Source organism: Nocardia sp. NPDC051832 (genome assembly GCF_040681285.1).
In the GTDB taxonomy this organism is placed as follows: domain Bacteria; phylum Actinomycetota; class Actinomycetes; order Mycobacteriales; family Mycobacteriaceae; genus Nocardia.
The window spans coordinates 1,487,914-1,508,199 of record NZ_JBFAYL010000001.1; the positions used below are offsets into that span (position 1 = coordinate 1,487,914).

General features: G+C 68.9%; 19 protein-coding genes. 8 read left to right on the forward strand and 11 right to left on the reverse strand.

Annotated features, from left to right (window positions below; all coding sequences use genetic code 11):
* Positions 1-45: 45 nt before the first annotated feature.
* Positions 46-1,431 carry a glycine--tRNA ligase gene (locus AB0M14_RS06630; protein WP_364989563.1) on the reverse strand — a complete coding sequence of 462 codons (1,386 nt, stop codon included), beginning with the start codon at positions 1,429-1,431 and terminating at the stop codon, positions 46-48.
* Positions 1,432-1,603: 172 nt separating this feature from the next.
* Here AB0M14_RS06630 and AB0M14_RS06635 point away from each other — a divergent pair, with 172 nt between their 5' ends.
* From AB0M14_RS06635 to AB0M14_RS06655, 5 genes are read left to right on the forward strand one after another with little or no spacing between them, the layout of a single operon-like run.
* On the forward strand, positions 1,604-1,951 hold the full coding sequence (locus tag AB0M14_RS06635) for a metalloregulator ArsR/SmtB family transcription factor (RefSeq protein ID WP_209897205.1): 348 nt from the start codon (positions 1,604-1,606) through the stop codon (positions 1,949-1,951).
* Between the two features lie 3 nt (positions 1,952-1,954).
* A complete protein-coding gene (locus AB0M14_RS06640; protein ID WP_364989566.1) occupies positions 1,955-2,392 on the forward strand; it encodes a Fur family transcriptional regulator in 438 nt (145 codons plus the stop codon).
* A 49-nt stretch (positions 2,393-2,441) separates the two neighbouring features.
* Positions 2,442-3,185 carry a DNA repair protein RecO gene (gene recO / locus AB0M14_RS06645; RefSeq protein ID WP_364989569.1) on the forward strand — a complete coding sequence of 248 codons (744 nt, stop codon included), beginning with the start codon at positions 2,442-2,444 and terminating at the stop codon, positions 3,183-3,185.
* 56 nt (positions 3,186-3,241) lie between these two features.
* Positions 3,242-4,063 (forward strand): isoprenyl transferase, encoded by an 822-nt coding sequence (locus AB0M14_RS06650; RefSeq protein WP_364989571.1) that lies wholly within the window; start codon positions 3,242-3,244, stop codon positions 4,061-4,063.
* 29 nt (positions 4,064-4,092) lie between these two features.
* The gene (locus tag AB0M14_RS06655) at positions 4,093-4,506 is read left to right on the forward strand and encodes a hypothetical protein (protein WP_364989573.1); all 414 of its coding nucleotides are present in this window, start codon (positions 4,093-4,095) and stop codon (positions 4,504-4,506) included.
* An 8-nt stretch (positions 4,507-4,514) separates the two neighbouring features.
* Here AB0M14_RS06655 and AB0M14_RS06660 read toward each other — a convergent pair whose 3' ends face one another.
* Positions 4,515-5,135 (reverse strand): TetR/AcrR family transcriptional regulator, encoded by a 621-nt coding sequence (locus AB0M14_RS06660; protein WP_364989574.1) that lies wholly within the window; start codon positions 5,133-5,135, stop codon positions 4,515-4,517.
* Positions 5,136-5,237: 102 nt separating this feature from the next.
* On the opposite strand from AB0M14_RS06660, the gene AB0M14_RS06665 reads away from it, so the two are divergent.
* The gene (locus AB0M14_RS06665; RefSeq protein ID WP_364989575.1) at positions 5,238-6,218 is read left to right on the forward strand and encodes an ABC transporter permease; all 981 of its coding nucleotides are present in this window, start codon (positions 5,238-5,240) and stop codon (positions 6,216-6,218) included.
* A gap of 155 nt (positions 6,219-6,373) precedes the next feature.
* Here the strand turns inward: AB0M14_RS06665 and AB0M14_RS06670 are convergent, their stop codons facing one another.
* The gene (locus AB0M14_RS06670) at positions 6,374-7,540 is read right to left on the reverse strand and encodes an FAD-dependent monooxygenase (protein ID WP_364989577.1); all 1,167 of its coding nucleotides are present in this window, start codon (positions 7,538-7,540) and stop codon (positions 6,374-6,376) included.
* A gap of 84 nt (positions 7,541-7,624) precedes the next feature.
* Here AB0M14_RS06670 and AB0M14_RS06675 point away from each other — a divergent pair, with 84 nt between their 5' ends.
* Positions 7,625-8,329, forward strand: coding sequence for a TetR family transcriptional regulator (locus tag AB0M14_RS06675; protein WP_364989579.1), 705 nt, complete (start codon positions 7,625-7,627; stop codon positions 8,327-8,329).
* Positions 8,330-8,370: 41 nt separating this feature from the next.
* Here AB0M14_RS06675 and AB0M14_RS06680 read toward each other — a convergent pair whose 3' ends face one another.
* The 3 genes from AB0M14_RS06680 to AB0M14_RS06690 are packed head-to-tail and all read right to left on the reverse strand — an operon-like array spanning position 8,371 to position 10,067.
* Complete coding sequence (locus AB0M14_RS06680; RefSeq protein WP_364989582.1) at positions 8,371-8,568, reverse strand: hypothetical protein; 198 nt, start codon at positions 8,566-8,568, stop codon at positions 8,371-8,373.
* A gap of 43 nt (positions 8,569-8,611) precedes the next feature.
* Positions 8,612-9,214: a TetR/AcrR family transcriptional regulator gene (locus AB0M14_RS06685; protein WP_364989584.1), complete on the reverse strand. Its 603-nt coding sequence runs from the start codon at positions 9,212-9,214 to the stop codon at positions 8,612-8,614.
* Entirely contained in the window at positions 9,201-10,067 is an 867-nt protein-coding gene (locus AB0M14_RS06690) for an alpha/beta hydrolase (protein ID WP_364989587.1), read from the reverse strand. The genes AB0M14_RS06685 and AB0M14_RS06690 overlap by 14 nt, the downstream gene beginning before the upstream one ends.
* A 158-nt stretch (positions 10,068-10,225) precedes the next feature.
* On the opposite strand from AB0M14_RS06690, the gene AB0M14_RS06695 reads away from it, so the two are divergent.
* Complete coding sequence (locus tag AB0M14_RS06695; RefSeq protein WP_364989589.1) at positions 10,226-11,677, forward strand: amidase; 1,452 nt, start codon at positions 10,226-10,228, stop codon at positions 11,675-11,677.
* Between the two features lie 7 nt (positions 11,678-11,684).
* On the opposite strand, the gene AB0M14_RS06700 is transcribed toward AB0M14_RS06695, so the two are convergent.
* Genes AB0M14_RS06700 through AB0M14_RS06720 form a run of 5 tightly spaced genes read right to left on the reverse strand, consistent with a single transcriptional unit; the run spans position 11,685 to position 20,285 of the window.
* Positions 11,685-14,558 carry a hypothetical protein gene (locus AB0M14_RS06700; protein WP_364989591.1) on the reverse strand — a complete coding sequence of 958 codons (2,874 nt, stop codon included), beginning with the start codon at positions 14,556-14,558 and terminating at the stop codon, positions 11,685-11,687.
* Positions 14,559-14,580: 22 nt separating this feature from the next.
* Positions 14,581-16,068, reverse strand: coding sequence for a serine/threonine-protein kinase (locus AB0M14_RS06705; RefSeq protein WP_364989593.1), 1,488 nt, complete (start codon positions 16,066-16,068; stop codon positions 14,581-14,583).
* The gene (locus tag AB0M14_RS06710; RefSeq protein WP_364989595.1) at positions 16,061-17,293 is read right to left on the reverse strand and encodes a hypothetical protein; all 1,233 of its coding nucleotides are present in this window, start codon (positions 17,291-17,293) and stop codon (positions 16,061-16,063) included. The genes AB0M14_RS06705 and AB0M14_RS06710 overlap by 8 nt, the downstream gene beginning before the upstream one ends.
* Positions 17,294-17,305: 12 nt before the next feature.
* Positions 17,306-18,766, reverse strand: coding sequence for a serine/threonine-protein kinase (locus AB0M14_RS06715; protein ID WP_364989597.1), 1,461 nt, complete (start codon positions 18,764-18,766; stop codon positions 17,306-17,308).
* Positions 18,753-20,285, reverse strand: a complete 1,533-nt coding sequence (locus AB0M14_RS06720; protein WP_364989600.1) for a serine/threonine-protein kinase — start codon at positions 20,283-20,285, stop codon at positions 18,753-18,755. The genes AB0M14_RS06715 and AB0M14_RS06720 overlap by 14 nt, the downstream gene beginning before the upstream one ends.
* Between the last annotated feature and the right edge of the window lies 1 nt (position 20,286).

Here is a 20,286-nt window from a genome sequence, read left to right on the forward strand (position 1 = left end):
AGCGACCCACGAGCCCGAAGGCCGTGGGTCGCTTCGATATCCAGCTCAGGAACCGATCAGGTGCTGGGCCAGGTAGCCCTCCACCATGTCCAGCGCGATGCGCTCCTGCTGCATCGAGTCGCGCTCCCGAATGGTGACCGCGTGATCCTCGAGGGTGTCGAAGTCGACGGTGATGCAGAACGGCGTGCCGATCTCGTCCTGGCGACGGTAGCGGCGGCCGATCGCGCCGGCGTCGTCGAACTCCACGTTCCAGTGCTTACGCAGCTGCGCGGCCAGGTCTTTCGCCTTCGGCGTCAGATCCGCGTTGCGCGAGAGCGGCAGCACCGCGGCCTTGACCGGCGCGAGGCGGCGGTCCAGGCGCAGGCTGATCCGCTCCTCCATGCCACCCTTGGCGTTCGGCGCCTGATCGACGGTGTAGGCGTCGACCAGGAACGCCATCAGCGAGCGGGTCAGACCGGCCGCCGGTTCGATGACGTACGGAATGTACTTCTCACCGGTGTTGGCGTCGGAGTAGCTCAGGTCGGTGCCGGAGTGCTCGGAGTGCGTCTTCAGGTCGTAGTCGGTGCGGTTGGCGATGCCTTCCAGCTCGCCCCACTCGCTGCCCTGGAAGCGGAAGCGGTACTCGATGTCGGTGGTGCCGGCCGAGTAGTGCGACAGCTTTTCCTTCGGATGCTCGAACAGGCGCAGGTTCTCCGGGTCGATGCCGAGGTCGGTGTACCAGGCCATGCGGGTGTCGATCCAGTACTTGTGCCACTCCGCGTCTTCACCCGGCTTGACGAAGAACTCCATCTCCATCTGCTCGAACTCACGGGTCCGGAAGATGAAGTTGCCCGGGGTGATCTCGTTGCGGAAGCTCTTGCCGATCTGCGCGATGCCGAACGGCGGCTTCTTGCGCGCGGTTTCCTTCACGTTCTTGAAGTTGACGAAGATGCCCTGCGCGGTTTCCGGGCGCAGGTAATGCAGGCCCTCTTCGTCGTCGACCGGGCCGAGGTAGGTCTTGAGCAGGCCGGAGAAGTTCCTCGGCTCGGTCCACGAGCCCGGCTGGCCGGTCTCGGGGTCCTTGATGTCGGCCAGGCCGTTGGCCGGCGGGTGGCCGTGCTTCTCCTCGTAGGCCTCGATCAGGTGATCGGCCCGGTAGCGCTTGTGCGTGTGCAGCGATTCCACCAGCGGATCGGAGAAGGTCGCGACGTGGCCGGAGGCCTCCCAGACCTGGCGCGGCAGGATCACCGACGAGTCGAGGCCCACCACATCGTCGCGGCTGGTGACCATGGTGCGCCACCACTGCTTCTTGATGTTCTCTTTGAGCTCGACACCGAGCGGACCGTAGTCCCATGCCGACTTGGTGCCTCCGTAGATCTCACCACACGGGTACACCAGACCCCGGCGCTTGGCGAGGTTGGCAACGGTGTCCACCTTCGACTTGGGTGCCACGCGAGAATTCTCCATTCACTGCGAGTTCGGATATCTCCTTCAGACTATCGGCACCGGCCAACCGGTTTTCCACCGCACGCCGTCCCGGGAAAGATTCCCGGCGCGCCACATTTGACATGCGCACCTGTGCATATGCAAAATGGGAATGCTTTCCAATAAGGAGAAGATCCCTATGGCCGCCGAGACCGCCACCCACACGCACAACCCGTACCGCTCCCCCGGGCCCGCACCGGTTCCCTCGCGAACCGTGCTGGAGGACGCGGGCGAACTGCTGCGCGCCCTGGCCGCACCGGTCCGCATCGCCATCGTGCTGCAACTGCGGGAATCGCCGCGCTGCGTGCACGAGCTCGTCGACGCGCTCGGGGTGACCCAGCCGCTGGTGAGCCAGCATCTGCGCATCCTGAAGTCCGCCGGCGTCGTGCACGGCGAACGGTCCGGCCGCGAGGTGCTCTACGAATTGGTCGACGATCACCTCGCGCATATCGTGGTCGATGCCGTCGCGCACGCCGAGGAAGGGTGATCCGTGCCTGAGAAGACGCAGCAGGATTCGCCGAAGTCGGTCGGAATCCGCAGTACCCGCCAGCGCAGTGCGATCTCCGCGCTGCTCGGGGACATCGAAGAGTTCCGCTCGGCGCAGGAATTGCACGACGAACTGCGCAAACGCGGTGAGGGCATCGGGCTCACCACGGTCTACCGCACGTTGCAGTCGCTGGCCGACGCCGGAATGGTGGACGTGCTGCGGACCGACACGGGGGAATCGGTCTATCGGCAGTGCTCCACCGGCCACCACCATCACCTGGTCTGCCGCCATTGCGGCACCACCGTCGAGGTGGAGGGTCCGACGGTAGAAGCCTGGGCCGACGCCATCGCGGCCGAACACGGTTTCACCGAGGTCAGCCACACCCTGGAGATCTTCGGCACTTGCCGCAGCTGCTCCAAAACTCGCCGCACCGCCGGCTGACTCGCCGCTCTGACACCGCGGTGTCGGGCGGGCGTGGGAGGATGACGGCGTGCGTTTGTACCGGGATGAGGCGGTGGTGGTCCGCCAGCACAAGCTGGGCGAGGCCGACCGGATCGTCACCTTGCTGACCCGCCAGCACGGGCTGGTGCGGGCGGTGGCCAAAGGCGTGCGGCGCACCAAATCCCGGTTCGGCGCACGGCTGGAGCCGTTCGCCTACGTCGACGTCCAGTTGCATCCAGGGCGGACCCTGGACGTTGTCACGCAGGTGCACACCATGGAGGCTTTCGCCGCCGACATCGTCGACGACTACGGGCGCTACACCACCGCGTGCGCCGTGCTGGAAACCGCGGAACGACTGGCCGGTGAGGAGCGCGCGCCCGCACCCCGGCTGCATGCTTTGACCGCGAGCGCGTTGCGCGCCATCGCCGCCAAGCAGCGCCCGCACGAGTTGATCCTCGACGCATATCTGTTGCGCGCCATGGGTTTCGCCGGCTGGGCGCCCGCCCTGGACGAATGCGCCAAGTGCGCGACCCCGGGCCCGCACCGGGCCTTCCATGTCGCCGCCGGCGGCGCGGTGTGCGTGCACTGCCGCCCGCCCGGCTCGGCGACACCGCAACAGGGCGTGCTCGACATGCTGGTCGCGTTGCTCAAAGGCGAATGGGCCTACGTGGAGTCCACGCCCGACGGTGTGCGCCGCCAAGCCAGCGGACTTGTCGCCGCACACCTCCAATGGCACCTCGAACGCCAACTCCGCACCCTCCCCCTGATCGAGCGCTCCACTTCCTCCGCCTGACCCCGACGCGGGACCGGCACCGGACCCCCGCAACCGCTCCACAAGCATCAGGCAGGATGGACGCCGTGATCCTCCGCCGTGACTCCGCCACGACCACCGCGCGCACGAATGGTCAGCGCACTGTCCGCCCGCCCTCGCCGCACCCGTCCGGGGCGACGCCGCCGGAGATTCCCGCGGAACTGGTGCCCAACCATGTCGCGCTGGTGATGGATGGCAACGGCCGCTGGGCGCAGGAGCGCGGGCTGCCCCGCACCGCCGGGCACGAGCGCGGCGAAGCGGTGCTCATGGACACCATCGAGGGCGGCATCGAGATCGGCGTGAAGTGGATTTCGGCGTACGCGTTCTCCACCGAGAACTGGAAGCGCAGCCCCGAGGAGGTGCGCTTCCTGATGGGGTTCAACCGTGATGTGATCCGCCGCCGCCGCGATGAAATGCACGAGATGGGTGTGCGCGTGCGCTGGGCGGGACGGCGACCGCGCCTGTGGCGCAGCGTGATCAAGGAGCTCGAGGTCGCCGAGGAGCTGACCAAGGACAACACCGTGCTGACCCTGACCATGTGCGTCAACTACGGCGGTCGCGCCGAAATCGCCGACGCGGCAAGGGAAATCGCGCGGCGAGTGGCGGCGGGCGAGCTCGACCCGGAGAAGGTCACCGAGGCCACCGTCGCCAAGTACCTGGACGAGCCGGATATGCCGGACGTGGACCTGTTCCTGCGCCCGTCCGGAGAATTCCGCAGCTCGAACTTCCTGATCTGGCAGTCGGCGTACGCGGAGTTCGTCTACCAGGCCACGCTGTTCCCCGACTTCGACCGGCGCAACCTGTGGGACGCCTGCCTCGAGTACGCTAAGCGCGACCGGCGCTTCGGCGGCGCCAAGTGAGGCCGGACTCGCGACAGGAAAGTACCGAGATGGACGCACCAGCTACTTCCGACGAGGAACTGCAAGCCCGGGCGGGGGCCTGCCTGTCGCTCTACGACGTGGCCGTGCGCGTCGACCCGGAGGGGTCGCTCGGATTCGAATACGAGGGCGCGCTGTGCTCGCTGCGCGCGGTCAACCTCGCGCCCGGCCTCGACGTGCTCACCCTGACCTGCGTCCTGGCCTGGGATCGCCCGCTCAAGCCGCAGCTGCACAAGCGAGTCGCCGAGCGCAACAACGCTTTACAGTTCGGGTCCATCACCCTGATCAGCCACGACAAGCTGGCCGATGTGATGCTGCGGTACACCTTCCCGGCGGCGGGCCTGGACGATCAGGCGCTGGCGACGATGCTGCTGCTGGTGCTCTCGGGCGCGGGTCGCGCCCGCCAGGGCCTGCTCCTCCCCTGAATCACCCCTCAGGGCGCCTCGTTCGGACGGACCGGTTCGCCGTAGGGCATCAGGGCGCGGACACCGCGCGCCAGCATTTCCGGCGTGAGATCGCCGACGATCAAGTGCTGCAGGATGAAACCGGGCAGCAGGCTGATCAGCGCCGCCGCTACCGCGGGGGTGTCGGCGTCCGCCGGTAGCCACCCCTGCGCGCGCATGCGCTCGGCGTACTCCTCCCAGCGGCCACGCATCGTGTGCACCGCCTCCCGGACGAAGACCGCGGTCTCCTCGTCCACCACCGCCAGCGCCCACACCTGCGGCGCCAGGCGGATTCGGCCGACCGGATCGCTCTGGTCGACGATCCTTTCGGCGAGCGTGGCGACCACCTCGGCGGGAGTGGGCAGGGGGTCGCTGTGGACCAACTCGCCCATCAGACTGCGCAGTCCCGCCATGGCCTCGAAGGCCAGCGCCGCGATGATCTCGTTCTTGCTCTTGAAATACCGGTAGACCGCCCCTGCGGACAGCCCCGACTCGGCGAAGATGTCCTGCATCGAGGTGACCGCGAAGCCTTTCCGCGCGAAGCAGACCTGAGCAGCGTCGAGGATCTGCTGCTTGCGGCGTTCCAGATGTTCTTCGCTCACTCGAGGCATGCGTCCAAAGTAAAACGAATATTCGTTCTTGACAAGCGGCCGAGGCCGCGCGACGATAAGCCCATCGAAAAAGAACGACCATTCGATTTACGGGAGAACCCCATGAACGCCCTGCAGCGGGCCCTCGCCCTCGGCTTCGGTGCCGCACTCATCCAAGCTCTGATGTTGATCGCCTTCGCCTGGCCGGCGGCGAATACCGCGCCCCGCGATCTGCCGCTGGCCGTCACCGGGCCACAGGCCGGGATGGTCACCGAGAAGTTGAACCAGTTCAGCCCAGGCGGTTTCGAGGTCAGCAGCCCCGCCGACGAGGCCGCGGCCCGCCAGGCGATCAAGGACCGCGAGGTCTACGGCGCCATCGTCACCGGCAACGGGGCGCCCCGCGTCCTCGTCGCGTCGGGCGCGAGTCCCGCTGTCGCCCAGCAACTCTCGGCGCTGGCCCAGCAGCTGTCCGGAGCCCCCGTCAGCGCGGCCGAGGACGTCGTCGCCGCCGATCCCGACGATCCCCGTGGCGGCGCGTTCGGTGCCATGGTGCTCCCGCTCGTGATGTCGGGGCTCGCCGGCGGCGTCCTGCTCAGCCTCCTGGTCCCGACCGTCACCGGCCGCCTGATCGGCCTGGTCACCTTCGGCATCGCCGGCGGCTTGCTGAGCATGGCCATCATCCAGGGCTGGATGTCCATCGTCCCCGGCCCCTACCTGGCCCTGTCCGCGGTGGCCGGCCTCGTCTCCTTCGCGGTCGCCGGCACCATAGTCGGCCTGGCCACCACCCTCGGCCAAGCCGGCATCGGCCTCGGCGCCGTCACCATGCTGCTGATCGGCAACCCTTTCTCCGCCGCCACCTCCGCCCCGGAGATGCTCCCCCAGCCCTGGGGCACGATCGGCCAGCTCCTGCCGCCCGGCGCCGCCGCCAACCTGCTCCGCTCGGTCGCCTTCTTCGACAACGCCGCCGCCATGAAACCCCTTGTGGTCCTGCTCGCTTGGGCCGCCCTCGCCCTGATCCTGCTCGGCGTCGGCTTCCTGAAGTCGCGCGGCGCGGCCCCCGCCGAAGCGGCCGCCACCCCCAAGACAGATCCGGTCCCCGCCTGACCCACCCCGCACGAAGGGCCACCATCACCCCGATGGTGGCCCTTCGCCGTTCCTGCCAACCTCACCACAACCCGGATCGGCGCTTCCGCGGCCGCACACATTGCGGGCCGGTATGCGATAGCGGCGACCAGGAAAGCGGTCTCCCGCACAGGATTTCAAGCCGCCGTGGCGGGAGTGGCGCGGAAGACACGGGCGGCGAGTGGTTGCAGCACCATCAGGCGGGTGAGTTGGTTGCGGATCCAGATGTGGGAGGTGGTTGCCGGGGCGAGCATGGCGCTGCTGGCTCGGACGGCGCGCTGGCGCTTGGAAACTATTGGGCGTAGGGCGGATTCATAGCGAGCGAAGGCGGTCGTGTAGTCGCCGTCGGCGGCGGCCAGTTCGGTGGCCAGTTGGTGGGCGCCCTCCAGGGCCAGGGCGGCGCCCGCGCCGGAGAGCAGGGTGGCGCAGTACCCGGCGTCGCCGACCAGGGCGACGCGGCTGGCGGACCAGCGCGGGAGGCGGATTTGACTGACCGAGTCGAAGTAGAAGTCGGGGCTCGCGGCGGCTTGGGACAGAACTTGCGGGAGGGTCCAGGCCCGGGCGTCGAAGGTGGTGCGCAGCAGGGCTTTCTGGGCATCCTGGTCGCGGTGGTCGAGGTCGAGGATGCGTGGTTCGCGGAACATGAAGAAGCCGGTGGCGATGTCGTGGGATGCGGAGCGGTAGACGCCCGCGACGCGGCCGGGGCTGTTGTGCAGGACTACTTCGCCGGGGCGGCCGAGTTCGGGGGCGACCTGGCCGGTGGCGAAATAGAGGCCGAGGTGGTGCAGGGCGTCCGCTTCCGGAGCGATCACGAGATTCCTTACCCGCGAATGCAATCCGTCCGCACCGAGCACCAGGTCGAACTCCGCCTCGCGGCCGCTGTCGAAGGTGACCTCGACCGCGTCCGGACGCTGCGTCAGGGTGCGGATCGAGTCGCCGAAGACGTAATCGACCTTGTCCGAGCTGGTTTCGTGCAGTATCCGAGCCAGGTCGCCGCGCATGATCTCGATGTCGCCGTCGTCGTTGAAGGTGCTGGTGGGCATGCCCGCGACGCGGCGTCCGGCGGCGTCGACAAAGGTCAGTTCGCGGATGTCGGTGGCGCGCTCGCGCAGCCGGGGCAGGATGCCCATCAGGCCGGCGATGCGCAGGGATTCGCCACGGAGGTCGACGCCGTTGCCGCCGGGGCGGAGCCGTGGTGCGCGCTCGACGATCGTCGGCCGGAAGCCGAACCGGTCGAGCCAGTAGGCCAGGGCGGGGCCGGCGATACTCGCGCCGGAGATGAGGATGCGGGGATTGTGCGGCACGGCGGCTCCTTGTTCGACTGACCGATGGTCAGTCATCAAGGTAGAGCCCTGACCAACGGTCAGTCAACCGCTAGAATTCCGAGCGTGATCGAGGAGACGAGCGCGAGCACCAAGGAGCGCATCCTGACCGTGGCAATGGAGCTGTTCGCCGCGCACGGCTATCACCGCACCTCGGTGCGGGCGATCGCCGAGCAGCTGGGCATCACCAAAACGGGCGTGCTCTACCACTATCCGGCCAAGTACGACATCCTCGCGGGGCTCGCGGAGCCCTTGCTCGCCGCGATGGAGCAGACCGTCGCGGCGGCCGCGAACCCGGATCCGTGCGAGTCCCGCCGGCGCGTCATCGAGGGCCTGCTCGACCTCTTCCTCACGCACCGCTACCTGCTGCGCCTCAACGTCAACGATCTCGCGTTGAACGCTCCCGGAACAATTTTCGACCGCTTCCGGGACGCCATGCTGCGCGCCAATCAACTCGTCGCCGGCCCCGACCCGAGCCTGTCCGACCGGGTTCGCGCGGTGCAGGCCATCGCCGGTCTCAGCGACCCGGTGGTCCTCTACGCCGACGAACCGGCCGAGGAGCTCCGTGCCGAGGTGCTGGCGGGGGTTCGCCTGCTCTACGCGGGCGCGCCCGCCCCCGCCGTAGCCGAACGTCGCGGCCGGCCTCCGGCGCTGACCCCCGATCTGGTCGCCGCCGCCCGCCGCATGTCCGAGCAGGAGCACCGCAGCGTCCCCGATATCGCCCGCGCGCTCGGCGTCTCCCGCGCCACCGTCTATCGCTATCTCAAATAGCGTCTCATTATTGAGACTCAATATGAGACGACAGGCACGCGCTAGCCGTCGAGCTTCTGCAGGAAGGCCAGCAGCTCACTTCGTGACATCGAGGTGCTTGCCTTCGCGGAGACCAGGGTCCGCCACTCGGCTTCGGCTTGGGCGAACGCCTCGGCCAACGGCACTCCGTTGGCCCGCCGTAAAGCGGTCAACCCGGTCAGGAACGCGACGGCCTCGCCGCCGAAGTAAGGCTCAGACATTCCGCAACACTAGCCGCGCGGAGAGGGTCCAACGCGGACTTCGCTACTGCGGCAACAGCAATCCGCCGACGAGCAGCATCAGGGACTGCTGGGCTTCGGCGCGGGCGGCGTCTTTGTCCGCAGCGTGCGCGACGATGTGGCCCGCTTCGGTGATGGCCGCCAGCAACAGGTGGGCGACGGTGTGGACGGGGACATCGGGAATCAGCCCCGCCGCCCGGGCGCCTTCGAGCTGGCGAATGATCATGCCGAGACCGTGGCGCACCTCGAGCTCGCGCCAGGCCTGCCAGCCGAGGACCGCCGGGGCGTCGTAGAGGGCGATCCGGATCATCGCCGGGCGCTGGCAGATCTCCAGAAAGGTGTTGAGGCCCACGGCCATCGCGGCGAGCAGGTCGTCGGTGCCGGAGGCGGCGATGGCGTCCTCGATCTCCACCATGTTGTCCAGCTCGAGCTGTTCGAGCACCGCGACGAACAGTCCGCGCTTGTCGCCGTAGTGGTGATGCAGCGCGCCCCGGGTGACGCCGGCCTCGGCGACCAGCTGCTCCGCCGAGGTCGCCGCGAAGCCGCGCTCGGCGAACAGGCGGCGGCCTGCCTCCTCGAGCGCGGCTTTGGTGGTGCGGGAGCGGTCCTCCTGGCTACGGCGTGGCATGCAGCCGAGTGAACTCCAGGATCCGTTCGGTGAGCAACTCGGGCTGGTCTTCGGCGAGGAAGGCGTAGGAATCGTCGATGAAGGTCAGCTCCGCGTCGGGCAGCTCGGCTGCCATCCGCTCGGCGTGCGCGGGCAGGAAGAGCTTGTCCTCGCGCGCCCAGGCCAGCAGCACCGGCTGCCGGATCTCGGCGAAATGGGTGGCGGCCTCCTCGGTGTAGCGCCGATCGATGGATTTCAGGAAGCGCCGCAGGTCTTTCCGGATCGCGCCGGAGTTGCGACTGGGGAGCAGGTAGGAGTCGGCGATCTCCGGCGGGAGGGGGCGTTTGGTCACGTTGCCGAAGAACAACGGCAGCCGGTGCAGCGCCCGGATCCGCGCGAGTTCGGTGGCGGGCCGGATCACTCCGGGGATCCGGGCGAGCTTCGGGAGCAGGGTGAACGGCGGCGGCAGGAAGTTGTCGTAGGCGTCGCAGGAGGTGAGCACCACGCGGCCGATCCGCTCCGGGCGCCGGGTCAGCAAGATCTGGGTGAGCGCGCCGCCGGTGTCGTTGGCGACCAGGGTGACGTCGGTGAGGCCGAGTTGTTCCAGGAAGGTCGCGATCAGATCGGCGAGGCCGATCGGCGTCAGGTCCAGGCCCGGCGCCGGAATCGAGTGCGCGCCGAGCGGCCAGTCCGGTGTGAGGCAGCGATAGCCCGCCGCTGCGATCCCGGGCACCACCTTGCGCCACAGATCGGCGTTGACCAGCACGCCGTGCACGAACACGACTGTGGGCCCCGCCCCGGTTTCGTGGTATCGGATGCGCCCGCCGGGCAGGGCGATTTCCGTGCTGCGGCCGAGTTCGGTGCTGATTCCCATGACTGTTCCCCTCTGACGAATTCCGCTGTTGCGTACCGCGATTGTATACATACATACGGTATGTATGTCTATAGCTCTGCGCCTCGCGACAAGGTGGACGGTTGACCAGAACGGGGGTTACCGTTCAGTATCATCGGGACAAAAGAGAGGGAGCTCACATGACTGCGCCGAGCCGCCGCCGACTCACGGCGGTCCCCGACCGGGCCCCCGAGCCTGCCGACCTGGGCCTGGCCGACACCGCGGCCGCCCTCGCACACGGCACGCTGAGCTCCACCGCCGCCGTCACCGCCGCGCTGGACCGGATCGAAGCCAGCCAGCCCGGACTCAACGCCTTCCGGCTCGTGCGCCGCGAACGCGCGCTCACCGAAGCCGCCGCGGCCGACAAGCGCCTGGCCGCCGGCGACCGGCTGCCGCTGCTCGGCGTGCCGATCGCGGTCAAGGATGACACCGATATCGCCGGTGAGCCAACGGCTTTCGGCTGCGGCGGCGACTTCGAACCGAAGATCGAGGACGCCGAATCGGTGCGCCGGCTGCGCGCGGCGGGCGCGGTGATCGTCGGCAAGACCAACACCTGCGAGCTCGGCCAGCTGCCGTTCACCAGCGGCGCGGCCTTCGGCCACACCCGCAACCCCTGGGCGGCCGAGCGCACGCCGGGCGGATCCTCCGGCGGCTCGGCCGCCGCCGTCGCCGCCGGATTGGTCCCGGCCGCACTGGGTTCCGACGGCGCGGGCTCGGTCCGCATCCCCGCCGCCTGGACCAACCTGGTCGGCATCAAACCGCAGCGCGGCCGCATCTCCACCTGGCCGCAGGCCGAGTCGTTCCACGGCCTCACCGTGAACGGCCCGCTGGCGCGCACCGTCGCCGACGCCGCACTGCTGCTCGACGTGGCGGCGGGCCCGCACGCCGGGGACCGGCACACCCCCGAACCTCTCAGCGCCACCGACGCCGTCGGCCGCGACCCGGGCCGGCTGCGCATCGCGCTGTCGCTGCGGATCCCGTTCACCGCCACCAAGACCGCGCTCGATCCGGAGGTCGAAGCGGCCACCCGCCGGCTGGCCGCGACGTTGCGCAAGCTCGGGCACTCGGTCACCATCGCCGATCTGCACTACGGCCTGATGATCGGCGCGTCCTTCCTGCCCCGGTCGCTGAGCGGCATCCGCGCGATGTACGGCCAAATGCCCGGCGCCGCGGTCGATCCCCGCACCCGCACCAACGTACTGCTCGGCCGGATCCTGGACGGTCCGGCGCTGTTCGCGGCGCGCCAGGCGGAACCGTTGCTGCACAAGCGAATCGGCAGCTTCTTCGACGACTACGACCTGGTGCTCGCCCCGACCACCGCCACGCCCCCGCCGCGCGCGCAGGACATCGACGACATCGGCTTCAACGCCACCAACAACCTGATCACCGCCGCCTGCCCCTACACCTGGCCGTGGAATGTCCTGGGCTGGCCGAGTGTGAACGTCCCGGCCGGTTTCACCGAGGCCGGCCTGCCGGTCGGAGCCCAGCTCATGGGCACCGCGAGCACCGAAGCAATGCTGATTTCGGTTGCCGCGCAACTGGAATCGGAACTGCACTGGGAACGGCACCGGCCCGAACCCTGGTGGGACTGACCACCGTTCACCGCGCAGGCGGGGGCACCCAGGTCTCGATGGTGCTCTTGGTGCCTTTCGGGCAGCCGTCGGGTCCGCGGCCAGCGGTGGCGCCGGTCGGGTACATCAGCAGACACTGTTGCGGCTGACCGGCTTTCCGGACGCCGGTGGCGACCAGGACGCCGATGGTGGAGCCGTCGGCGACCCGGCTGGTGGAGAAATGCAGCACCCCGGTGACGCCCTTGTAGTCCGCGCCGCGCAATTGCAGGGCGATCGCGGCGCGGTTGAGCCCATCGCCGGATCGCTCCGGGCGGGAACGATTCGCCCGGACCGCCTGTAGCACCACTCCGGCGACGTCGTAGGCCAGCCCGGTGCGGTCGCCCGGCCACGCCGGTTGGTAGGCGGCCAGTTCGGGGTAGTCGGCGAGATCCTCGACCAGCCTTGCCAATTCGCCGCACAACTCCTGGAAGTCCAGGCTGCCGGACTCCTCGCCGTAGTTGCCGTTGCCGCGGACGCATTCCGCGCCACCGAGAATGACCGGGACGGCCTTGGCGACGTAGCGCACGGTGAGGCTCGCCGGCAGCGCCGCCATCGCCTTCGGGTCGGCGATCAGGCGGGTCACCGTGTCGGCGCCGAGGATCGCGGGCGGTTCCGTGCAGCCCCGGGTGACGGCATTGCCGAAGGTGGCGAAGTCGTCGTTGCGGCCGGCGAAGAACAACAGCGTGTCCGGATCGAATCCCGGTGTCTCACAGGGCGCCGGAAAGCTGTAGAGCTCGCGCTGCGCGGTCCAGGCCCGGCTGTCGTGCGGCACCCCGCGCCGATCGAGTTCGGCGTTGAGGTCGTCCACCAGCGTGGTGACGTAGATGTCGTCGGTGGCCTTGGGATGGTAGATCTGCACCCGGTTGTAACGCCGCTGACCGGCTTTCGGCGTGCCGTCCGGATAGCGGGAGCCCTCGACGTAATCCGCGACCAGCCTGGCCTGGGTCCGGTTGCTCGGCACCACCTGGAAGTACATCGGCGAGTTGGTTTCCAGGCCGTCCGCGGACAGCGTGGTAGCGACGACGGGCACGCCGAGATCACCGAGTTTGCCGATGGCGCGGGCGGTTTCGGCGGTGCTGCGATCCATGCCGACCACCCCGAGGACGCCGGGATCGCTGCGCAGCAGATCGGCCAGCATGGTGTCGACCACCCAGGAGGCGTGCCGCATCTCCGACCCGCCGTTGGCGATGATGACGCGCAGCAACGGTTCCGACTCGTCGGGCGCCAGGATGGCGCGCCGCTGCCGCACCGCCAAACCGGCCAGCTCCTGCATCTGCGCGTGCGGATAGCGAATATTGCTGTCCGCGTAGCTGATTCCCGCGAAATAGACCAGCGAGACGAGCGGCCGGCGCGGATTGTCGCGGCGGATACCCGCGGCGATCTTGTTCTGCCGGAACACTTCGTGCTGCATCGCCGACAGTTCTTTGTCGTCGGCGAAGAGCTGCCGGTCGTTGTCGCTGTAGCCGACGCACTCACCGTCGCGTTCGGCCACCGCGATGCCCGCGGTCCACGGCCAATGCGAGCAGGGCGCGCCGCGCAATGGGGGCACGTACACCAGTGCGGCGGCGACCAGCAGCAGCACCGGGATCAGCACGCAGCCCGCGACGAACCATTTGCGGGCCGCCAGTGGCGGCGCGGGCGGCACCGCGAGATGGGTGCGGTGCGAGTCGTCGATGCGACCTTCCAGCGGCTCGGGCAACCGCAACGGCAGGAACCAGGCATCGGCGGAGCGATTGGTCCGGCTGTTGTCGATGCCACGCACCCACTGCCGCAGCGGATCGGTCTCCGATCCGGAGGCCGATCGGTCTGCCAGGCTTTCCAGATCGTCGCCCCGGCGCAGATCACCGATGCTGGCCAGCGGGTCGACCGGCTCGGACGGCGTCAGTTCGCCCGGGTCGTAGTCCAGCACCGCGACGACCACCAGCGGATCGAAAATGCCTGTCTCGTTGCGGATGTCGTTGATGCGGCGCAGCAGATCGGCGCCCTTGCCGGTCCGGCCGACGGAGTCCAGCAAGGCGACGGGGAACGCGGTGCGCCGCCAACTCGACGGACGCCAGATCCGTTTGGTGTAGGCGTCGCGCAGATCCTCCAGGAACGCGTGCACCAGCAGCTTCGCGACCTGGTCCGCGTTCTCGCCGGCGCGTAGCGGCACTGTCAACCGGGTCGCGAAACCCAGGAATCTGTCGGATAGTTCCGGAGCCATATACCGCTGGTGCATGAACCAGCGTGTCTCCTTCGAAAGGCCGGGAACGCGGCCACTGACCCACATCCACAGGCGCAGGATCGGCCACAGCGCGAATACACCGAAGACCAAGCGGGTGATCCAGTCACCGCCCTCGGCGTTGCCCCCGTCGAAGTCACGGGAGCCCAGGCGCAGCAGCCGCGGCAGCCGAGTACGCAGCTCGACCGCCGCTTGGGTCTCCTCGGTCGGAATACGTTGCCGGGTCAGCCAGTCCGCGGTGCGATAGCGCGGAAACGGGATCGGCCCCATCGCGGTGTTGTCCTGGGAGAAGCTCTCGACCAGCCGATGCAGGATCGGCAAGCAGTGCTCGGACACATCGGCACCGGTCGATTCCGATGCGGGCTCGCCGGAGTTCCGCCGGGGAATGATCGAATCTTCGTTCAGCTGTGCCAATTCGACGTGTGCCCGCGGCACGGCACGGCGGCCGCCCGATTCACCGAACCACTTGTAGATCTCCCGGACCAGATCGCTGTTCGCCGCGGGGCCGGACAGCAGCACCATCGGACGCGGCAGCCGCCGCTGTCCCCGTAGCAAAGTCGGCAGCACGCGGGGCTTCTCCGCGGGCACATACAGCGCCCGCAAGAGCCGCTGGAGTCTGCCGACATCGTTCGAAGCAGGCACCTGGCCTCCTCACTATTCGGGGTCATAAAGGAGCGTCGAGCCACCAGCGGTCGTAGAGATCCCGGCCGGAGTTGCCGCCCATCACGGTGATATTGCAGAACTTGCGGACTTCGTCGTCGAACTGGAGCTTCAACTGCCCACCGAGCCGGTCGGCGCTGGCCTCCGGGTTGTCATGCACGATGATCCGCCCGTTTCCGGAGGGACGCTGCCAGCGCTCATCGGCGACCACGAGCTGGCTCGGGTTCGGGCCGAAATCATCGGCCACGCTGGCGGTGCTACAGGCCACCACGACTCGCCATACCGGATCGCGGTCGCCGTTGCAGGACAGCCAATTCACCGAGTCCCGCGACTGATTCACCTCGACCGGCCGCAGGTCGCCGTCGACCGCGGTGCACCGCAGACCCTGGTAACCGCTGTCGGTCTGGGTTCTGGGCAGCAGTCCCGGAAAGGCGTCGACCATGTACTCGTGCGCGCCCCAGGAGTTCGGCGCGGCAGCCGTTGTAGTCGTCGCCGGGCCGTTCGGGCCGCCGGCTTCTCGATCTCGGAGTGGCAGGGCGTAGGCAGCCGCGCCGAGCAGGGCCGCGACCAGGGCTGCCGCCCCCAGCGCGACGGCCCGCCTGCCGGCCGGTCGCGGAACGCGAACCTCCGGCGCCGGCGCGATCCCGAGCGCGGCCGCGGCGGCGCTCGCCAGCTCGCCACAGGATTGGTATCGCCGCGCCGGATCCTTAGCGAGCGCCCGGGCGATCACACTGTCGATCGCGCTGGGCAGGTGGGCCACACTGGCCGGCCGGGGCGGGCGATCCCGCAGATGGGCCTGGATCGTCGCCTCGACGGTCGCGCGCGCGAACGGTTTCGCTCCGGTCAGCAGTTCGTAGAGCGTGCACCCCAGCGCGTAGACGTCGGCCCGGTGATCGACCGTCCCCGCGGTGAGCTGTTCGGGCGCGGCGTAACCGACGGTCGCGAGTACCGTCCCCACCTGCGTCAGCGCGGTCGTCGCGGCGGCGGCGCGCGCGATGCCGAAGTCGGCGATCGACACCCGATCAGGTTGTCCCGGAATGGATTCGAGCAGGATATTCGCCGGTTTGACGTCCCGATGCACCATCCCGGCACGATGCGCGTGGTCCAGCCCGCGGGCCGCCGCGCCGACGATGTGCACCGCCCGTCCGGGCGGCACCTCGCCGATCCCCCGCCGGATCAACGCGGCGGCATCGATACCGTCGACGAACTGCATCGCGATCCACAATCGTCCGTGCTCGATGCCGCGATCGTGGACGCCGACGATATTCGGATGATCCAGCCGCGCCGCCAGTTCCGCCTCCCGGATGAAGCGCGCCCGGAATTCGGCGTCCGAACTGTGCTGGGCCGACAGAACTTTGAGGGCGTCGTAGCGCGGCAGGCGCGGGTGGGCGGCCACGTAGACCGTGCCCATGCCGCCGCGGCCGATCACGCGCTCGATGCGATATCCCGCGAACAGCGTTCCCGGCGTGAGGCTTTCGGCGAACTCAGGCACTGTTCACCAGCAGCAGATATTGCGCGGCGGCACGCTGGCGAGCCTCGGTCTGGTTGCGGCCGACAATCGTGGCGGAGTACCGCCCGAACAGCACGTGGCAGCCGAACTGGACCGGCCACTGGGGCGCCGAGACCTCGTACTTGTGGCAATAGACATCCGGCAATCCCTCGGGCGCGGCCGCAGCCGACGCGGCATTCGCTTCCGTCTTGCGCCTTTCCCCGGTCACGACTCGCCGCGCGGTGACCGCGTCCGGGAATCGTTCGAGAACGTTGTAGCCGTTCATGGCAAGCATTTCCACCGCTGGGTCGAGCCCCATCGTGCGCAGCAACCGCGTGCCACGCGGTCCGTAGACCACGCCGCTGGTACTGATCGTGGCCCCGAGGCCGGCTTGGTCGTCGAGATCGATGACCACCGCGCGCGGGGCGGGCCATTGCCCGTTTCCGTAGGGCAGCAGGCGCGACACCATTCCGTCCGGATCCAGCGGAAGGCCGGCGAACCGCTCCCGCGGCGTGGCCTGAAATTCACGCAGTCGCGGCAGTTGCACATCGAATGCCTTGCTGACGAGCCCGCTCAGCACCGCATGGTCCGGCGCGGTGTGACCGGCCAGCACACTGATGACGAACGATCCGTGCGCCAACGTCGCCGCCATCGTCGGGGCGGTCGGACGCCAATGCCCATGAGCCGCCGGATAACCGGCGATCCGGACCGCCACGTTGTCCGAATTCACCGCGGCATCGGTGGCATCCAGCTGCCGGGCCGCCAATTGGGCGGCCGCCGAATCGGGGAAACGCAAGAGCAGCACGGTCAGCAGCCGCACGGTACCGACTTCGCGCTGCTGGACCTCGACTTCGCTTCCGGTAACCACGTATCCGGCCAGCATGGCGTGGGATTCGAGCACCTTCCGCGCCGGCGCGGCCAAGACGCCCACGGCCTCCCGCGGAGTCGGCAGTGGCCCGGTCCGTTTGGCCACCCCCTTGTTCAGCGCCGCGTCCACCTCGGCCGGGTCCAGAAGGGCCTCGGCCATCCGCACCGATTCCAGCACCCGCCCGTATTGCTCATTACCCGGCGGCGCGGACAGCGGCCGCACCTCGTTGGCGCCGATATCCAAGGCCGACTGAGCAGGCACGGCCGGGATCGGCGTACCCGGCCGGACACAGCCACTCGCCGCTGCCAGCGCGGTGAGGAGCACCGCGGCGGCACGCCACAGTGCCGTGCGCGAAATCATTGATACCCCTTGTCATATCGGTGCATCGAGCCACCACCGTTCCCTGAGCTCGGAACCGGACTCGCCGCCGCTGACGCGGAGGCGGCAGAAGTTCCGACCGGGCCCGTCGAAGCCCACCTCGAGTTTGCCGATGATCCCGCCATCGGGAGTGGTGTTGTGACCCCAGCGCACCACCCCCGTACCCGAAGGCCGGGTCCACCGCTCCTCGCCTTCCAGCTGTGTTATCAGCAGCGATTCCGTCATCGGTGTGCGGTCGGTATTGCACATGACCGTCAGCACCGCGGCAGGATCGTCGTCGCCGACGCAACTCACCGACGCCTTCGGCACCACCTCGTCGAAGGTGATGTACTTCTGGCTTTCCCTGGCATCCAGGTGCAGACAGCTGTGCAGGTCTTTGTACCCGGTCGCGATCGGGGAGACCGGCAGCACGTTCGGGAAGGTCTGCGCCATCAGGGCGGCCGTACCCCAGGCGTCGGCGTTGACAGTCACCGGAGCAGCGCTCGGCGCCGGAGCTCCGCCGGAGCCGCCACCGACGGCCAGTGCGATCGCCACCGCGACAGCGATACTGGCAACCACCGCGACACCGGTGAGCACACGTGCGCGCCGGCCGGCGCGCGGGACGTCGCGGGCTCCCCGCGACGCCGACCAGGCCGCCCGCGCGGCCTCCGCCAGCGCACCGCAGCTCGGATAGCGATCCGCCGGATCCTTGGCCAGGGCCGTCGCGATGACAGCGTCCAATTCCGTTGGCACCCCGGGCTTTTCCAACGACGGTTGCGGCGGCGTCTCCAGCAGATGGGCGTACATCACGGCGGCCGCGCTGCCGCGCAGGTACGGCACCGAACCGGTGAGCAAGTGGTAGAAGGTGCAGCCCAGCGCGTACACATCGGCCCGGTGATCGACGGTCTCGCCGCTGATCTGCTCGGGCGCGGCGTAGGCGAGCGTGGCGGTGAAACCCCCGGCCTCGGTGCGCTTCTCGTCCTGATCGGCGGTGCGGGAGATACCGAAATCGGTGACCAGCACCCGTTCGGGCTCCGCGTCGTCCGCGGCAAGCAGGATGTTGGCCGGTTTGACATCGAGATGAAGCAGTCCGATCCGGTGAATCTCGTCGAGCCCGTGGGCGGCCTCGGTGAGAATGCGCAGGGCACGCTCGACGGCGAGCCCGTCCGGTTCCCGGCCGATCAACTCGGCCGCGTCCATCCCGTCGACGTACTGCATCGCGATCCACAACCGGCCGTCGTACTCGCCCCGGTCGCGCACCGCCACCACATTGGGATGGCGCAGCCGCACCGCGATCTCCGCCTCGCGCAGAAATCGGGCCCGGAACTCGGTGTTGCCGGCGTGCTTGTCGGACAGGATCTTCAGCGCGTCATGCCGCGGCAGTCGCGGATGCCGGGCCAGGTACACCTCCCCCATGCCGCCCGCTCCGAGCCGGCGCTCGATGTGGTACTCGGCGAAATTGTCAGAAAGGCGCATCGGGCCACCACCGATCGTAGAGATCCTTTCCATTCGCTCCCCCCATCACCGCGACCTGGCAGAAATTGCGTGCGGCATCCTCGAACTCGAGCCCGAGCAGGCCGAGGGGGCGATCGGAGAAGGCGATGTCCGCCCACGTCACCCGGCCCCGGCCGGAGCGGCGCTCCCAGCGCAGATCACCGAGTGGATGTTCATCCGCCAAGTAGAACGGGGTCCGGTTCATGGTGCACCGGATGTCCACATCCGAGACCGGGTCGTAGTTACCGCTACAGGCGATCCGGGCGACGACGCGCGGCACCTTGTTCAGGTCGACCGGTCGCCGCGTCTCGTCATCGATGGCGGCGCAACGGATTCCCTGGTATCCGGTCGTCACGGGCCGAGCCGGCAGCAGTTGTGGGAGCGCGTCGACCATGAACTGGTATTTCCCCCAGGTCACCCCGCGCGGCGCGCTGACCGGCGCGGCTTTCGCCGGTTCCGGCGAATCCCGTTGCACCACTAGGACACCCGTCACCACGACCAGCACGGCGAGAATAACTGCGGCAAGGGCCGCATATCGCCGCCGCCGCGGCTTTCGCGGCTTGGCCGGCGGCACCCGCGGCGGCGTCGGCCGGTCCGCCACCGTCGGCTGTTCCGGCAGGCTGGGTGGCCGCGCGACGAGCATCGTCGGGTCGATCTGGTGTCCGAAGGCGCCGGCTACCGCCGCCGCGAGCGCACCACAGGAGGGATAGCGGTCGTCCGGATTCTTCGCCATGGCTCGCGCGATCACCGCGTCGATGCCGGGCGGCAAACCCGGCCGCAGCTCGCGGGCGCGCGGTGGCGGCTCCCCCAGGTGCGCGCGCATCACCGCGACCATCGAATCACGCGGGAACGGTCTGCTCCCGGTCAGCAGCTCGAAGACCGTGCAGCCCAAGGCGTATACGTCGGCACGGTGATCGACCTGCCGTTCGGAAAGCACTTCCGGGGCGGCGTAGGCCACGGTGGCCACGACGGTGCCGACCTCGGTCAGCGCGGTACCGTCACCGGCGGCCCGGGCGATTCCGAAATCCGCGACCAGCACCCGCTCGGCGTCGCCGTCGACCGGCTCGATCAGGATGTTCGCCGGCTTCACGTCGCGGTGCAGCACGCCGGACCGGTGGGCTTCGTCCAAGCCCTCGGCGACCGCGCCGACCAGCTGGACCACTCGCTCCGGCGGCAGCGCGCCCGCACGGCGCAGCAACTCGGCGGCGTCGAAGCCGTCGACGTACTCCGTCGCGATCCAGAGCCGGCCCTCGAATTCCCCGCGATCATGTACGGCGACGATATTGCGCTGATCCAGCCGCGCGGCCATTTCGGCTTCGCGCAGAAAGCGGGCGCGGAACTCCGCCGACGCGCTGAAATTCTGGGGCAGGATCTTCAGTGCGTCCCGCCTGGGCAGTCGCGGATGCCACGCGGAGTACACCGCGCCCATACCGCCGGCCCCGAGCAGCCGTTCGATCGTGTAACCCGCGAATACTGTTCCGGGAGTCAGGACTTCGGCCATT

Coding starts and splice junctions, on each gene's coding strand:
- AB0M14_RS06635 (WP_209897205.1), top strand. CDS start 1,604: ATGGCCGCCGAGACCGCCACCCACACGCACAACCCGTACCGCTCCCCC.
- AB0M14_RS06650 (WP_364989571.1), top strand. CDS start 3,242: ATGGACGCCGTGATCCTCCGCCGTGACTCCGCCACGACCACCGCGCGC.
- AB0M14_RS06655 (WP_364989573.1), top strand. CDS start 4,093: ATGGACGCACCAGCTACTTCCGACGAGGAACTGCAAGCCCGGGCGGGG.
- AB0M14_RS06660 (WP_364989574.1), bottom strand. CDS start 5,135: ATGCCTCGAGTGAGCGAAGAACATCTGGAACGCCGCAAGCAGCAGATC.
- AB0M14_RS06665 (WP_364989575.1), top strand. CDS start 5,238: ATGAACGCCCTGCAGCGGGCCCTCGCCCTCGGCTTCGGTGCCGCACTC.
- AB0M14_RS06680 (WP_364989582.1), bottom strand. CDS start 8,568: ATGTCTGAGCCTTACTTCGGCGGCGAGGCCGTCGCGTTCCTGACCGGG.
- AB0M14_RS06685 (WP_364989584.1), bottom strand. CDS start 9,214: ATGCCACGCCGTAGCCAGGAGGACCGCTCCCGCACCACCAAAGCCGCG.
- AB0M14_RS06690 (WP_364989587.1), bottom strand. CDS start 10,067: ATGGGAATCAGCACCGAACTCGGCCGCAGCACGGAAATCGCCCTGCCC.
- AB0M14_RS06695 (WP_364989589.1), top strand. CDS start 10,226: ATGACTGCGCCGAGCCGCCGCCGACTCACGGCGGTCCCCGACCGGGCC.
- AB0M14_RS06710 (WP_364989595.1), bottom strand. CDS start 17,293: ATGATTTCGCGCACGGCACTGTGGCGTGCCGCCGCGGTGCTCCTCACC.
- AB0M14_RS06715 (WP_364989597.1), bottom strand. CDS start 18,766: ATGCGCCTTTCTGACAATTTCGCCGAGTACCACATCGAGCGCCGGCTC.
- AB0M14_RS06720 (WP_364989600.1), bottom strand. CDS start 20,285: ATGGCCGAAGTCCTGACTCCCGGAACAGTATTCGCGGGTTACACGATC.